Here is a 16,106-nt window from a genome sequence, read left to right on the forward strand (position 1 = left end):
TATGAAAACGTTGATTCGATTGCTGAAATGGCTGGGCTACGCTGCCTTGTGCGGCGTGGTACTTCTGTTGCTTGCAGCCTTTTTCGTCGGTTTTACGCCGATGGGCGCGAGAATAGCCGCAAAGCAGATTTCATCGCTTGTATCGACACCCGATCAGATAATCGAGATTTCTCCGCCCAGCGGGCTTTTGACGGGGCATCTGAGGCTCGACAACGTCACTCTTTCGGATCGGCAGGGCCCTTATGCCCGCGTGAACCAGATCGCCGTCGACTGGTCACCCTTCTCGCTTCTTGCCGGCACCTTCCATGCGGACCGGGTATCGGCGGGATCGATCGATGTCCAGCGCCAACCGGTTCCGGTGGAGGAAACGACGAGCAAAAGCTCCGGCAGTTCCTCTCTGCCGATTGAAATAGCGATCGACAATTTCAGCTTTCCCGATATTCGTCTCGGCCAGCCCCTTCTCGGCCGCCCCTTTGAACTGACGGCCGAAGGCAACCTCAAGGCCGCCAGCGACGATATCAGACTGTCGCTCACGGCCCACCGGCTGAATGCCCCGGATGCGGCCGTTAACGCCGACATCGCATTTCTTCCCAACGAAAATGTCCTGAAGCTGAAAGCGGAGATGCGGGAGCCTGAGGGCGGACTTCTTGCCACGCTGCTGTCTCTGCCCGGCACACCTGCGGTCGCCATCGACCTTAACGGCGAAGGACCGCTTTCAAACTGGACCGGCAGCATGCGCGGCAACGTCGCTGGTAACCCTGTTGTCAACGTCACCGGCCGGCACCTCCTCGCGGAGGATGGCACCCGCCGCATCGAAGTTGCGGGTGGCGGCCAGCCCGATCTGCTTCTGCCGCCCGCCTTCCGGCAGCTTTTTGCCGGTGAGACGAAGCTCGACGCAAACGCCACCCTTTCCCCACAGGGGCGCATCGAAATCGGCAGCAGTACACTGGAAACCGGCACCCTGCTGCTGACGGCCTCCGGCACCATTGATCCGAACGGCCAGAACGACCTTGCCGCCAACCTCATCGGCACAGCCGGGCCCGTCGATTTTCGCTGGCCGCTGAGCGATGGGGAGGTGCAGGCCCTCATCAACGGCCTCGATCTTTCGTTAAAGGGTGGGGCAGACGCCGCACATCTTGACACGACCGTTTCCCTGCGCAGCCTCTCTTTGCCGCAAGGCAGGCTGGACGACGTCAAACTGACGGCGCAAAGCGCTGATCTCAATATCGCTGACCGGAGCGGCACAATCGCCACCGCTCTCTCCGTAGCGCAATCGTCCTTTGTCAGCCCGGATATTGATCGGCTGGTGCGTGCGCCGCTCACCATCAATGCACCGCTCCGCCTGAGCCCATCCGCCATCGGCTTTGACAGCGCGACGCTTGAAAGCGCCAGCGTTGGCGGAACACTGAACGGCAGTTTTGACCTTACCGGCAACCGCCTCACCTCCCGCGTGCAGCTCTTCGCACTGCCCGCTACCCTTCCACCGGCTCTCGCGGAAAAGTTCGACACCACCATCGCCCTCCAGGGTGATGTCGACGTGACCATCGGTGGACGCACCAGCGTTGAAAACCTCGTCGTCAAGTCGGGAACGATCGAGGCGACAGGCAATGCCAGTCTCGAAAACGATGCATTGAGCGCCAGCCTGACGGGTAAATTTCTCGCTCTTGAAAAGTTGACGCCACAGGCAAAGGGCGTCGCCGATTTTGCGATCGAGGCCACCGGCGCGCTGGCAGCGCCGGATTTCAACGTGACCCTGACTTCCGAGAGCGCAATCCTTGCCGGACGTACGCTTGAATCATTGCAAGTCAATGCGACAGGCAAGGCCGATCCCGCCGCTCCTCAGGCGAAACTTACCGCCAGCGGCAGCCTTGACCGACAGAAGATCGATGCCAATGCCGAATTGGTGCAAACCGAAAACGGCACTGCGATTCCCGAGCTGCGCGTGGCGGTAGGCCGGAATATCTTGAACGGGCAACTGCAATTCTCGCAGCAGTTTCTGCCATCCGGCAATCTTTCCTTCAACTTTCCCGACCTTGCGCTACTCGCCGCTCTCGCTGCGCAGCAGGCGGATGGCGATATTGCCGGCGACATCGCCCTTAGCAACGCCAATGGCCGGATCGCCGCGACGATCAAAGCCAATGGCAGCAGCATCCGTCAGGGCACGGCAACGATCTCCGGGTTGGCGGCCGATATTTCAATAGACGACCTTCAGGCAATCGCCATCAACGGCAAGGTCAACGCCGATACCGTCAATGCCGGCGCGGCTGCGATATCTGACCTGAAAGCCACAATCGGTCATTCCGGCACAACGACGCAGTTCGACGTCAACGCGCGTTACGACAACGCACCGCTGGTGGTGAATGGCAGCGCCGAGACGGGCGGATCGCCCATGACGGTAAGACTCGACGCCTTTTCCGCCGCGCCCAAGGGCATTGCCGTGCGCCTTGAAAAGCCCACCACCATTGCCATCCAGAACGGTACGGCCCGGATCTCCGATTTGACCATCATCACGGGCGAAGGACGTGTCGAGGTCAACGGCACCGCCGGGTCGACGCTTGATATCAATGCCGATATCCGTTCGCTGCCCGCAAGTCTCGCAAATGCCTTTGCCACCGGACTGGATGCGGCGGGCAGCATCTCCGGCACGGTGAAGGCCAAGGGTGCGGCATCGAACCCTGCGGTCGACTATAATCTCAACTGGGTAAATGCCGAGGTCGCGCAGACGCGCGCGGCGGGTCTCGCCGCCCTCGGCATCAAGGCGAACGGTCAATTTTCCGGTGGCACCCTGCAGATCGACACGAATGTCTCCGGTCAGGGCGGCATGGCGCTTTCAGGCGGCGGCTCGCTCGGTATCGCCGGCAATCGTCCGCTTTCGATGGCGTTTTCCGGCAGACTGCCTTTCTCAGCCGTCGCGGCACAAACAGCAGCGCAGGGCCTCGATGTGAATGGCACCGCCGCCATCGACGTGAAGATTTCCGGCAGCGCTTCCGCACCTGTCATTAGCGGCAGCATCACCACTGATGGCACGCGCCTGACCGACGTGCGCCGAAACCTCACCATCAACGATCTGGGCGCCACCATCACCTTCGACCGTGATCGTGCCGTCATCTCCCGATTGACCGGCAGGCTGGCAGGCGGTGGAACGATCTCGGGAACCGGCAGCGTCGGCATAACCGGTGGTTCGGGTTTTCCTGCCGATATATCGATTACGCTTAATCGCGCCGGTTACAACGACGGCACGCTGGTAACGACAGTGGTGAGCGGCACGCTGACGCTGAAAGGCCCGTTGCTGAATTCCCCCGTGCTGGGCGGCAACCTGACGCTGGACAGAAGCGCCATCACCATTCCGGAGAAGCTGCCGGCTTCACTGACGGAGATCGACGTCAAGCACAAGAACGCACCACCCAAGGTACGCGCGCAGGCCAAGGCGCTTGGAGCCGATCAGGGCGGAAGCGGGAGCTCGTCCACCATCAATCTCGATCTGCAGGTCAATGCACCGAGCGGTATATTCGTGCGCGGTCGGGGTATCGATGCAGAACTGACCGGCAATCTGACGATCCGTGGCACGGCAGCGGTTCCGGTCATTTCCGGCGGCTTCGAAATGCGTCGGGGCAGGCTTGAAATCCTCACTCGCCGCCTTGATTTCACGACAGGAAATATCAGTTTCGGTGGCGGCCTCGTTCCGGTCCTCGACATGAAGGCGGACTCAACGGTTGGTTCAACGACCATCACCGTATCTGTTTCCGGTACTGCCAACGATCCGACCTTTGCGTTCTCCTCGGCTCCCGCTCTGCCACAGGATGAGGTGATGGCACAGCTGATCTTCGGCCAGTCCATGTCAAAACTATCCGCGCTGCAGATCGCGCGGTTGGCGGATGCCGCCGCTCAACTGGCCGGCGGGCGTTCCACATCGCTGTTCGACAAGCTCAGAAGCAATCTCGGCGTCGATGATCTTGATATTTCGACCGACTCCGAAGGACAGGCCCGTGTTTCCGCCGGTAAATACCTGAACGAAAGAACCTATCTGGAGCTGCAGCAAAGCGGCGAATCCGGCGCAAAAGCCATCATCAATCTCGACGTAGGACGCGGTGTGAAGCTGCGCGGGGAAGCGGGCGGCGATGGCGAAGGCGCAGCAGGCATATTTTACGAGAAAGAGTATTGAGATGGTTCGCATTTAGGTTTGCGAAACCATCTCATGCTAGGAATCTTCCATTGAAGGCGGAAATATTGTTTCCGGCTGTTCAGGCACCAGGCAGAACGCCAAATTCGCATTGCAAGTGTCGGTGCACTTGCGCCGGCCTCCACAGCGAGCATTGGGAAGAATTCTGATGGCAATGATTAACTCTACCAATTTTGGCGGTGAGACGCTCGAAATCATCGCATTCCGCCTGCATGATCAGGAATTCTGCGTGAAGACGACGACCATTCGCGAAATCCGCGGCTGGGCGCCTTCGACGCCCATTCCCCACGCACCGAAAGACGTCATCGGCGTCATGAACCTGCGCGGCTCTGTTATCCCGATCATCGATCTGGCTCACAAACTCGGCATGAAAAGCACCGTTGCCAATGAGCGCAGCGCAATCGTAGTGGCCGAAGTGCATAACATGGTCATCGGCATGCTGGTGGATCGCGTTTCAGACATTCTGACGATCCCGGCAAACCAGGTCCAGCCGGTTCCCGAAATTTCAGCCTCCTTCGACAAGTCCTATTCCGAAGGGATCATCGCCAACGAACATGGCATGATCTGCTTCCTGAACCTTGCGAAAATGTTCAAGGGCACTGAGGCGGAAGATCTCGCGGCCTGACAAGGTCTGCGCAGGCCTCGCTGAAGAATGATAAGGAACAATCCAGACCGCCGGAGCACCTGCCGGCGGTTTTGTTTTTTCTTTCAAGCATTTTATTAAATAAGAACATTTTAATATTATAGATATCTAATATTAACGCCATAGATCAGTACCGCGCCGGCAAGCCTATACGCGGGCCGATACCTGACCCAGGGCCAACATAGAGAAGTGCCTGCATTGCTGCCTTCGGCGGCAAAACCTGTTCGGTGTTCAACGTGATATGGCGTGGACCGCATCTTCTTTGCGGCTTGCCGCGCCGTGGGCTGACTTTGGGGGACTTGTAATGCTGGGGTTAGGAAAAAGCGCAGACAGTAGAAATATGCTCGATGCGATATCAAGATCGCAGGCGGTCATCGAATTCGATCTCAAAGGTAATATCCTCACCGCAAATAAGAATTTCTGCGCGGCGCTGGGTTACGATCTCACCGAGATCGTCGGTAAGCACCACCGCATATTCTGCGACAGCGAGCTTGCCGCGTCTCGCGCCTATCAGGAATTCTGGGACTCTCTCGCCCGTGGCGAGTTTCAGGCCAGGGAATTTCGCCGTATCCGCAAGGACGGCTCGGTGATCTGGATCGAGGCCTCCTACAACCCGGTTTTCCGTTCGGGCAAGCCCTATAAAGTGGTCAAGATCGCAACAGATATCACCGCAAAAAAGATCACGGCCGCGGAAGATGCGGGCAAACTGGAGGCGCTCTCCCGCTCGCAAGCCACCATTGAGTTCTTTCCTGACGGTACGATCATCACCGCCAATCCAAACTTCTGCGCTGCGGTGAACTATGACCTCAAGGAAATCGAGGGCAGGCACCACCGCATGTTCTGTGATCCTGCCTATGCCGCCTCGCCCGCCTATGCAAATTTCTGGCAACGACTGGCATCAGGCGAATTCATCTCGGACGAGTTTGTCCGCTACGGGAAGAACGGCAAGGAAATATGGATCCAGGCCGCCTATAATCCGGTTGTCGATGAAACCGGTAAAGTGGTGAAGGTGGTGAAATTTGCCACCGACGTCACACCGCGCATGAGCGCCATTCGCATGCTTGCAGATGCCCTGCGGGCGCTGGCCGAAGGCGACCTTGTACAACGCCTCGACAACAGCTTCGTGCCCAGCATGGAAAAACTGCGGGCAGATTTCAACGAGGTCGTCGCCAAGCTGCAGGCCACGATGCAGACAATCGCGCACAATGCCTCGACAATCGCATCAGGATCCGGCGAAATCCGCATCGCCGCCGATCAGCTCTCGCAACGCACCGAACAGCAAGCCGCCTCACTGGAGGAGACCGCTGCGGCGCTGGAGGAGATCACCACCACCGTAACCGATGCAAGCCACCGCGCAGGTGAGGCCGGTAAACTGGTGCTGCGGACAAGAGAACATGCCGAGCATTCCGGCGACATCGTTCAGCAGGCAATTTCCGCCATGGATGCGATTTCGAGGTCCTCAGGCGAAATCACCAACATCATTGGCGTTATAGACGACATCGCTTTCCAGACCAATCTTCTGGCCCTCAATGCGGGCGTTGAAGCAGCGCGCGCCGGGGAAGCGGGCAAGGGGTTCGCCGTCGTCGCACAGGAGGTCCGGGAACTCGCACAGCGATCCGCCGTTGCGGCCAAGGAGATCAAATCCCTCATCAACACCTCTCGCGAGCAGGTCTCCAACGGCGTGGATCTGGTGGGCAGAACCGGCGACGCCCTGCGGGACATCCAGTCGCAGATGGGCGAGATCGACACTAATGTCTCGGCCATCGTTGAAGCATCCCGCGAACAGGCGAACGGTCTCAGGGAGATCAATCAGGCCGTCAACGTTATGGATCAGGCCACCCAGAAGAACGCTGCGATGGTAGAAGAAACCAGCGCCGCCAGCCACGGGCTCGCTACAGAAGCGGAAAATCTGCATGAACTGCTGCGGCAGTTCAGAATCGCGCACGACGCGTCACCCGCACGCCCCGTCGACAAGAAACCAGCCGTCCTCACCAGGCTGCCGGTGCCGCAACCGCGATATGCTGCTTTGCCAAGGTCTCATGGAAACGCAGCAGCCGAATGGGCGGAGTTCTAAGGGTCTCTTTGAAGTCTAAAGGCCGTCGGTAGCGGCGGCCTCTACGTCATAAAATGATACGATCCGCCTTGGTGAATATCTCAAAATCTTCACCCCGCACGAGTGCGACAAGGGTGATACCCGAGCTTTCAGCGGTTTCGATGGCGAGCGCGGTGGGTGCGGAAATCGCCGCCAGAATGGGACTGCCAAGGATGGCGGTCTTTTGGACCATTTCTACCGACAGGCGGCTGGTCACAACCACAATGCCGGCATTCGGCGGCAGGCCTGCATTGACAACTGCACCTGCAAGCTTGTCGAGCGCATTATGGCGACCGACGTCTTCACGAACAGCAAGCAGCCCCTTTTGAGGATTGTAGAAACCCGCGCCGTGAACCGCTCTCGTTTCGCGATTAAGGCTTTGCGCTTCATTCAGTGCTTTCATCGCAGCAACAATATCATCCCCGTAGACGGAGAGTTCAGAGCCGCTCAGGACCGGGACCACTCGGACCGCCTGTTCTATCGATTCGATGCCACAAAGACCGCAGCCGACAGGGCCTGCCATATGCCGCCGTCTCGCCCTGAGCGCATCCGCATTGGCATCCTGCAAATCCACCTGAACGTCGAAGCCCTGCCCCGCCTCGATCACCTCGATTGACCGGATTTCCGCCCGTGTGGATATGATGCCTTCCGTCAGACTAAATCCGACTGCAAAATCGACAAGATCTGCGGGGCTGGCCATCATCACGGCATGGGTGCTGCCACCATAGGAAAAAGCAACCGGCACTTCCTCGGGCACCGCTCTCTCGCCCTCGATCAGGGTCCCTGACCGCAACGCGGTTCTCGCGACCCCTCTGTAGCTCGCTTTTGCCGACACGCCGATCACTCCTCCATCACCAAATCTGCTTCGTGTTGCGCACAGCCCAAGCAGCATTTCTTCGGGATATCACATCTAAACGAAAGCTCTGAAAATCGGAATCGGTTTCCGAGGCTGCCCCGGTTGAAACGCAATCGTTGAAGCGCGCCTTTGCTGGACTCATGTTCCATAGGCGATAATTGATGCAACCCGGTCAACGTGATTTTGAAGCTTATGTAGGCAGGCTGAGGACGACGAAGGCAATCGTACCCGCTGACCCGTTAAGCAGCAGGTCAAAACAAAAAAAGCGACCGAGACGGCCGCTTTCTGGTTCGGATTTTTTGTGGGCAGTCATTCTTTCGAACCCGCCCGGTGCTTTCAAGCAGCGACGAGAACCTCATGCAGGTTCGTCAGTTCGTAAAGGTGCTTTTCAAGCTTGGTCAGATGCTCGTGGTGATGATTGCCTTCTTCGATTTCGGCCTTGGCCGCATCGATGCGACGCTGCAACGTGTCGGGAGACATGTCATCGGCCGAAACAGCGGATTCGGCAAGAAGTGTGCAGCCCGTCGGGAGAATATCGGCGAAGCCACCGAAGACGACATATTTATGCGTTTCACCAGAAGCGAACTTCACCGTGACCAAACCCGGCTTGATCGTGGTCATCGTCGGCGCATGGTTGGCCAGAACGGTCATTTCACCCAGCGTGGCCGGGATGACGACTTCCGTAACCGTTTCGGAAACGAGCAGACGCTCCGGGGAAACGAGATCGAATTTGAAACTGTCAGCCATGGCTATTCACTTCTTTTCAATTACGCGGGCGTCACGGACTTGTCTGTTACAACGCCGACAAAGCCTTATCGGTTTCGCCACCATTGTCGGCAAGGCGCGCGGCTGAACCACGCGCCCGCCAATTCATGATCAGGCAGCTTCGGCAGCCAGCTTCTTGGCCTTTTCAATGGCTTCTTCCATCGAACCGACCATGTAGAAGGCAGCTTCCGGCAGGCTGTCATATTCACCGTTGACCAGGCCCTTGAAGCCCTTGATCGTGTCTTCGAGCGCAACGAGCTTGCCCGGCGAACCGGTGAAGACTTCGGCAACGAAGAACGGCTGCGACAGGAAGCGCTCGATCTTACGGGCGCGGGCAACCGTCAGCTTGTCTTCTTCCGACAGTTCGTCCATGCCGAGGATGGCGATGATGTCCTGAAGAGCCTTGTAGCGCTGAAGGGTCGACTGAACCTTACGAGCCACTTCATAGTGTTCTTCGCCGACGATCATCGGGTCGAGCATGCGCGAGGTGGAGTCGAGCGGGTCAACGGCCGGGTAGATGCCCTTTTCAGCGATCGAGCGCGACAGAACCGTCGTGGCGTCCAGGTGGGCGAACGAGGTAGCAGGAGCCGGGTCGGTCAAGTCGTCGGCGGGGACGTAAATAGCCTGAACCGAGGTGATCGAACCCTTGGTCGTGGTGGTGATGCGTTCCTGCATCTGGCCCATGTCGGTTGCCAGCGTCGGCTGATAACCCACGGCCGAAGGAATACGGCCGAGCAGAGCCGACACTTCCGAACCAGCCTGCGTGAAGCGGAAGATGTTGTCCACGAAGAACAGAACGTCCTGGCCTTCGTCACGGAAGTTTTCAGCGATCGTCAGACCGGTCAGAGCGACACGAGCGCGGGCGCCCGGCGGTTCGTTCATCTGGCCGTAAACCAGCGCAGCCTTGGAGCCTTCGCCGCCGCCGAGCTTGTTGACGTTCGATTCGATCATTTCATGATAGAGGTCGTTACCTTCACGGGTACGCTCACCAACGCCGGCGAATACCGAGTAACCGCCGTGTGCCTTGGCAACGTTGTTGATGAGTTCCATGATGAGAACGGTCTTGCCAACGCCGGCGCCGCCGAACAGGCCGATCTTACCACCCTTGGCGTAAGGAGCCAGAAGGTCGACGACCTTGATGCCGGTGACGAGGATCTGTGCTTCGGTCGACTGTTCGACGTAAGCAGGAGCGTCCTGATGGATGGCGCGCTTGGAAGCGGTCACGATCGGACCAGCTTCGTCAACCGGCTCGCCGATGACGTTCATGATACGGCCGAGCGTTTCCGGACCAACCGGAACGGAGATCGGAGCGCCGGTGTTCGAAACGCTCTGACCGCGAACGAGACCTTCGGTCGAGTCCATGGCGATCGTGCGAACGACGTTTTCACCGAGGTGCTGCGCGACTTCCAGAACCAGGCGGTTGCCGTTGTTCTCGGTTTCGAGCGCGTTCAGGATCGGAGGCAGTTCGCCTTCGAACGCCACGTCGACAACAGCGCCGATAACCTGGGTAACCTTGCCCGCGCCGTTCACCGCTGCGGTTTTCTTGGGGGTAGCTGCCTTAGCCATTATCCTTACCCTCTTTCCTTACCTCAGAGCGCTTCCGCGCCCGAAATGATTTCAATGAGTTCCTTGGTGATCTGAGCCTGACGCTGACGGTTGTAGGACAGCGTCAGCTTGTTGATCATCTCACCGGCATTGCGCGTTGCGTTATCCATCGCGCTCATCTTGGCGCCCATTTCACCGGCAACGTTTTCGAGCAGAGCCCGGAAAACCTGAACCGAAATGTTGCGCGGAATAAGGTCTTCCAGAATAGAAGCCGCATCCGGCTCATATTCATAGACAGCGTTCTGCGTTGCTGCATCCTCTTCCACAACAGGCGTTGCGGCCGGAATGAGCTGCAGGCCGGTCGGGATCTGGCTGATGACGGACTTGAATTCCGAATAGATCAGCGTGCAGACATCGAACTCACCGGCGTTGAAGAGCGAGATCACCTTCTTGGCGATCTGGTCGGCATTTTCGAAACCAACCTTCTTCACGTCGCGCAACTCGATGCGCTCGATGATGTTGGCTGCAAATTCGCGACGCAGGGCGTCGTAACCCTTCTTGCCGACCGTGATGATCTTGACCGTCTTGCCTTCCGAAATCAGCTTGCGGGCGTGATCGCGGGCAAAACGGGCGATTTGCGAGTTGAAACCGCCGCAAAGACCACGCTCAGCCGTGCAGACGACGAGCAGATGCACGTCGTTCTTGCCGGTGCCGGTCATCAGCGCCGGAGCAACGTCCGCCTCGACCGCATTCGCGATGTTGGCAAGAACGGCGCTCATGCGCTGAGAATAAGGCCGGGCGGCCTCCGCAGCTTCCTGGGCGCGCCGAAGCTTCGCCGCGGCGACCATTTTCATCGCCTTGGTAATCTTCTGCGTCGCCTTTACGGAGGCAATGCGGTTTTTCAGATCCTTTAGTGAAGGCATCCGTTATCCGTCCGAGTAAAAGAGCCCTGATTTAAGAGAAAGACTTGGCGAAGCTATCAAGAGCGCCCTTGAGCTTGCCCTTGGTATCGTCGCTGATAGCCTTTTCCGTGCGGATGGTGTCGAGGATCGCCTTGCCTTCCGACCGGAGGTAGGAGAGCAGACCCTGCTCGAACTTGCCGACCTGTGCGACCGGAACCTTGTCGAGGTAACCGTTGACGCCGGCGAAGATCACCGCAACCTGTTCTTCCGTCTTGAGCGGCGAGAACTGCGGCTGCTTCAGGAGTTCGGTCAGGCGTGCTCCGCGGTTCAGCAGGCGCTGCGTCGAGGCATCGAGGTCCGAACCGAACTGGGCGAAGGCGGCCATTTCGCGATACTGGGCGAGTTCACCCTTGATCGAGCCGGCAACCTGCTTCATCGCCTTGATCTGGGCGGCAGAGCCAACGCGCGAAACCGACAGACCGACGTTAACAGCCGGACGGATACCCTGATAGAACAGGTCGGTTTCAAGGAAGATCTGGCCGTCGGTGATCGAGATCACGTTGGTCGGAATAAAGGCCGAAACGTCGTTACCCTGGGTTTCGATGACAGGCAGAGCTGTCAGCGAGCCGGCGCCCATTTCGTCGGAGAGCTTTGCAGCGCGCTCGAGAAGACGGGAGTGGAGGTAGAAAACGTCGCCCGGATAAGCTTCGCGGCCCGGAGGACGGCGCAGCAGAAGCGACATCTGACGGTAAGCAACGGCCTGCTTGGAAAGGTCGTCGTAACCGATGAGGGCGTGTTTGCCGTTGTCGCGGAAGTATTCGCCCATGGCGCAACCGGCAAACGGTGCCAGGTACTGCATCGGAGCCGGATCGGAAGCGGTCGCAGCAACGATGATCGAGTACTGCAGCGCGCCGCGCTCTTCCAGAACCTTCACGAACTGGGCAACGGTCGAACGCTTCTGACCGATAGCGACGTAGACGCAATAAAGCTTGTCGCCGTCAGGACCATTGTCGTGAATGGCCTTCTGGTTCAGGATCGTGTCGAGAATGATTGCGGTCTTGCCGGTCTGGCGGTCGCCGATGACAAGCTCGCGCTGGCCGCGACCAACCGGGATGAGCGCATCGATGGCCTTGAGGCCGGTCGACATCGGCTCGTGAACCGACTTGCGCGGAATGATGCCCGGAGCCTTGACGTCAACGCGCGAACGCTTGGCGGCGTTGATCGGGCCCTTGCCGTCGATCGGGTTACCGAGCGCGTCAACGACGCGGCCCAGCAGTTCCGGACCAACGGGAACGTCAACGATAGCGCCAGTCCGCTTTACGGTGTCGCCTTCCTTGATGTCACGGTCGGAACCGAAGATAACCACACCGACATTGTCGGCTTCGAGGTTGAGCGCCATACCGCGGATGCCGCCCGGAAACTCGACCATTTCACCAGCCTGAACATTGTCGAGACCGTAAACGCGAGCAATACCGTCACCGACGGAAAGCACCTGGCCGACTTCCGAGACTTCCGCCTCGTTGCCGAAATTTTTGATTTGATCTTTCAGAATTGCGGAAATTTCCGCGGCGCGGATATCCATCAGCCAACCTCTTTCAGTGCAAGCTTAAGGGTGGAAAGTTTGGTGCGAAGAGACGTATCGATCTGGCGGGAGCCGACCTTGACGATCAGACCACCGAGGATCGAGGGATCGACGGTAACGGAAACCGCCACATCCTTGCCGGTAACGCTCTTCAGCGCCGCCTTCAGTTCAGTTTCCTGCGCCTCGTCGAGCGCATGTGCCGAGGTGACCTCGGCGGTAATTTCGCCGCGGTGGGCGGCAGCAATGGTGCGGTAGGCGCGGATCATGCCGGGAACGGCGAAGAGACGGCGGTTATTCGCAACAACCTTGAGGAAATTCAGCGCAAGACCGGTGATGCCGGCCTTTTCGCAAATAGCGGTGATTGCCTTGAACTGGTCCTCGGCGGAGAACACCGGACTCGCAACCAGACGCTTCAAATCGTCACTTTCGTCGAGAAGTGCGCCAAACTTGTCCAGTTCGGCCTGAACCGCTTCGACCGTACCCGCTTCCAAAGCAAGCTCGAAAAGCGACGACGCATACCTTTCCGCTACACCGGATGTTCCCTGGGAGGTCTCTGCCACGGGCACTTTTTCCCTGCTAATCGTCCAAGACCATCAGCGATGGGGCTCCACCGCATCAAATTCTTGAAATCGTTTCAATTTCCCCGAAAAAGACCGGAATTCCCCCCTGCCTTTTCCCAATTTCGCGGTCCGTCTAGCATAGGATGCCGGGACTCGCAACACGCGTAATAGCGGAAAGCGCCGTTTGGGCAAGGGGGAATGCGTTAAATTTTCCGATTTCGCTCAGGATGCGGTGCCTGTGCGGCACAAAAGGCAAAAACCCGGCTTCACACCAGCCCGAACACGTAGCTCAACGAGAGTGCGGCGAGCAGAAAGTGCACAACCAGAAGTAAGAGATTCCGCATGGTTGCGCCACCATCCGAGAGGATGGAGAGTATCCCGCCGAACACGCTGAGGCCGAATGCCGCACCGAAGGCGAGATAGACCATGGGCTGAGCGAGAAGCAGGGCGGCGGCGCCGAGGCCCAGATAAAAGCCGGCAAGCGACGAGCGCACCAACGCATAGCCATCCCGGCGTTCGCCGGCGGGCAGCAGACCGAAAGCGCGAAGCGTCAAGCCGGGTGCGAACATGAAAAACAGCCCGATGATGGCTGATACCACCGCCGCGCCGAAGGCCAATTGTTCGCCGAACTCGGTCGGAAAATAAAACTCCATATCGTTCCCCAAATCATTCTGTTTCCCGCTGGCGTTATGACACGGTCATGACAGCAGGAAAAAGCCCTTCTTTGCTAAAGTTCAAAGGAAACTTTGCGGATCGATATCCAGCTGAACATGCACGCTGCCGCGCTCTTTAGGGCCATTTGCCAGAAGCGCTCGCAGGAACGATTGCATGTCGGAGTTGCGTCGCCCGTGCACCAGCAACCGGAAGCGATGGCGGCCGCGGATGAGCGCGAGCGGCGCTTCCGCCGGGCCGAGCAGCATGATGCCGGTTACCTGCGGGGCCGCAGCCCGCAATCCACGCGCGTGGGTTTCCGCCTCTGCGCGCGTATCGGCTGAGACGATGATCGAGGCAAGCCGTCCGAAGGGCGGCAGGACAGCCTTTTCGCGCTCCACGATTTCCCTCTCGTAAAAAGCCGAGGCGTCACCGGAGACGATCGCCTGCATAACCGGATGCTGCGGCTGATAGGTCTGGAGCAGGCCATGACTCTTGCGCCCCGTCCGTCCGGCGCGACCCGTCACCTGCGAAAGCAGCTGGAAGGTTCGCTCCGCCGCCCGCGGATCGCCATTGGCTAGGCCGAGATCGGCATCGACGATGCCAACGAGCGTCATCAGCGGGAAATTATGCCCCTTGGCGACGAGCTGCGTGCCGATGACGATATCCGCCTCGCCTTTGACGATCGCCTCCAGCTCCAACCGCAACCGCTTGACGCCCATGAGATCGGAAGAGAGCACGATGGTGCGGGCATCGGGGAAATGTTTCTCCACCTCTTCGGCGATGCGCTCAACCCCCGGCCCGCAGGCCACGAGATGATCGAAGGTGCCGCATTCCCGGCAATGGTCGGGCGTCGGCTCATTATGGCCGCACTGATGGCACTGCAACTGATTGCGGAAACGATGCTCCACCAGCCAGCTGGAACATTGTGGGCACTGAAAACGATGGCCGCAGACGCGGCACAGCGTCAGCGGCGCATAACCGCGTCGATTAAGGAACAGCAGCGCCTGCTCGCCCTTCTCGATGGTCTTGCCGATTCCGCGGAGCAGGACAGGTGACAGAAACCCTCCCCGCTCTGGCGGATGACGGCGCATATCGACAAGATGCAGATCGGGCATTGCCGCATCGCCGAAACGCGTATGCAGGTGAATGGTGTTGTAACGCCCCGAACTGCCGTTGACCTGGCTTTCCACCGAAGGCGTGGCCGAAACCAGCACGACCGGGAATTCGGCGATACGCGCCCTCACCACCGCCATGTCGCGGGCATTATAGAAGACGCGATCTTCCTGCTTGTAAGCGGGGTCGTGCTCTTCATCGACAATGATGAGACCAAGATTGTCGAACGGCAGGAAAAGCGCCGAACGTGCCCCAGCCACCACCTTCACCTCGCCGGACACCGCCTGCCGCCAGACCTTTTCGCGCATCCGCGGCGACAGGTCCGAATGCCATTCGGCCGGCTTGGCGCCGAAACGATCCTGGAAACGCTCCAGAAACGCCGCCGTCAACGCGATTTCGGGCAGCAGGATGAGGACCTGCTTGCCTTGCCTGAGCGTCTCGGCCACGGCCTCGAAATAGACCTCGGTCTTGCCGGAGCCGGTCACGCCATCGATGAGCGAGACGTGAAAACCGCCCTTGCGCACATCCTCGAGAATCTCCGATGCCGCCTGTCTCTGCGGGCCTTCCAGACGCGGCTCGACATAATCGGGGTCAGGCTCGGGCACCACTGGCGGCGCGGGCAGGAATATCGTCTCGAACACGCCCTGTTTGACAAGCCCGTCGATGACACTGGTCGAAACACCTGCAGCGTGGGCAAGCCCGCTCTTCGTCCAGCCGTGCCCTTCGGCCGCCAGCTCCATCACCCGTTCGCGGGCGGGGGTCAGGCGCTCCGGCCTACCTTCGGTCAGCCGAAGCCCCTCGATCATCGGTTCGGGATCGAAAGCGGCGGGCGCACGCAACGCCATGCGTGCCACGAGGCCGGGCGGAGAAAGCGTATAGGCGGCGACCCAGTCCACGAAGCGGCGCATTTCCGTCTTCATGGGCGGGCACTCGAAACTCTTGGTAATGGGCCGCAACTTCTTCGGATCGACAGCTTTCTCTCCGGTTTCGTCCCACACCACGCCGAACACCTGCCGGGGGCCAAGCGGCACCTGAACAACGGAACCAGTTTCCACCACCATATCTTCAGGCACAGCGTAGCTATAGGGCCCGGGCGCCGGCATGGGCACAAGAACGGGCACCGTGCGCGTGGGCGACGGCGGGTCGAACAGAGCCCCAAACAGATCGGACGAATCTTTTGCCATGATGTGGCGACCATGCCCCGGCGACAGGAA

At 59.2% G+C, this 16,106-nt stretch carries 11 protein-coding genes; 3 read left to right on the plus strand and 8 right to left on the minus strand.

Annotated elements, in window-relative coordinates:
* Nucleotide 1: 1 nt before the first annotated feature.
* From AGR2A_RS00335 to AGR2A_RS00345, 3 genes are all read left to right on the plus strand, one after another.
* Nucleotides 2–4,162, plus strand: a complete 4,161-nt coding sequence (locus AGR2A_RS00335) for a translocation/assembly module TamB domain-containing protein (RefSeq protein WP_072495132.1) — start codon at nt 2–4, stop codon at nt 4,160–4,162.
* Nucleotides 4,163–4,328: 166 nt separating this feature from the next.
* On the plus strand, nt 4,329–4,805 hold the full coding sequence (locus tag AGR2A_RS00340; protein ID WP_003504949.1) for a chemotaxis protein CheW: 477 nt from the start codon (nt 4,329–4,331) through the stop codon (nt 4,803–4,805).
* A gap of 322 nt (nt 4,806–5,127) precedes the next feature.
* Nucleotides 5,128–6,897, plus strand: a complete 1,770-nt coding sequence (locus AGR2A_RS00345) for a methyl-accepting chemotaxis protein (RefSeq protein ID WP_080822323.1) — start codon at nt 5,128–5,130, stop codon at nt 6,895–6,897.
* A 46-nt stretch (nt 6,898–6,943) separates the two neighbouring features.
* On the opposite strand, the gene fdhD is transcribed toward AGR2A_RS00345, so the two are convergent.
* From fdhD to AGR2A_RS00385, 8 genes are all read right to left on the minus strand, one after another.
* The gene (fdhD, locus tag AGR2A_RS00350) at nt 6,944–7,759 is read right to left on the minus strand and encodes a formate dehydrogenase accessory sulfurtransferase FdhD (protein ID WP_072495134.1); all 816 of its coding nucleotides are present in this window, start codon (nt 7,757–7,759) and stop codon (nt 6,944–6,946) included.
* 348 nt (nt 7,760–8,107) lie between these two features.
* The gene (locus AGR2A_RS00355; RefSeq protein WP_004443766.1) at nt 8,108–8,518 is read right to left on the minus strand and encodes a F0F1 ATP synthase subunit epsilon; all 411 of its coding nucleotides are present in this window, start codon (nt 8,516–8,518) and stop codon (nt 8,108–8,110) included.
* A gap of 129 nt (nt 8,519–8,647) precedes the next feature.
* Nucleotides 8,648–10,102 (minus strand): F0F1 ATP synthase subunit beta, encoded by a 1,455-nt coding sequence (atpD, locus tag AGR2A_RS00360; protein ID WP_004443768.1) that lies wholly within the window; start codon nt 10,100–10,102, stop codon nt 8,648–8,650.
* A gap of 23 nt (nt 10,103–10,125) precedes the next feature.
* On the minus strand, nt 10,126–11,004 hold the full coding sequence (locus AGR2A_RS00365; RefSeq protein WP_004443770.1) for a F0F1 ATP synthase subunit gamma: 879 nt from the start codon (nt 11,002–11,004) through the stop codon (nt 10,126–10,128).
* A gap of 31 nt (nt 11,005–11,035) precedes the next feature.
* Nucleotides 11,036–12,565, minus strand: a complete 1,530-nt coding sequence (atpA, locus tag AGR2A_RS00370) for a F0F1 ATP synthase subunit alpha (RefSeq protein WP_004443771.1) — start codon at nt 12,563–12,565, stop codon at nt 11,036–11,038.
* Nucleotides 12,565–13,131 carry a F0F1 ATP synthase subunit delta gene (locus AGR2A_RS00375; protein WP_004443773.1) on the minus strand — a complete coding sequence of 189 codons (567 nt, stop codon included), beginning with the start codon at nt 13,129–13,131 and terminating at the stop codon, nt 12,565–12,567. Before AGR2A_RS00375 ends, atpA begins: the two co-directional genes overlap by 1 nt.
* Nucleotides 13,132–13,391: 260 nt before the next feature.
* Nucleotides 13,392–13,778, minus strand: coding sequence for an AGROH133_08824 family phage infection protein (locus AGR2A_RS00380; protein ID WP_004443775.1), 387 nt, complete (start codon nt 13,776–13,778; stop codon nt 13,392–13,394).
* Nucleotides 13,779–13,859: 81 nt separating this feature from the next.
* Nucleotides 13,860–16,076, minus strand: a complete 2,217-nt coding sequence (locus AGR2A_RS00385; RefSeq protein ID WP_045533543.1) for a primosomal protein N' — start codon at nt 16,074–16,076, stop codon at nt 13,860–13,862.
* Nucleotides 16,077–16,106: the final 30 nt, after the last annotated feature.

This window comes from Agrobacterium genomosp. 2 str. CFBP 5494 (genome assembly GCF_900013495.1).
Taxonomy (GTDB): Bacteria; Pseudomonadota; Alphaproteobacteria; order Rhizobiales; family Rhizobiaceae; genus Agrobacterium; species Agrobacterium pusense.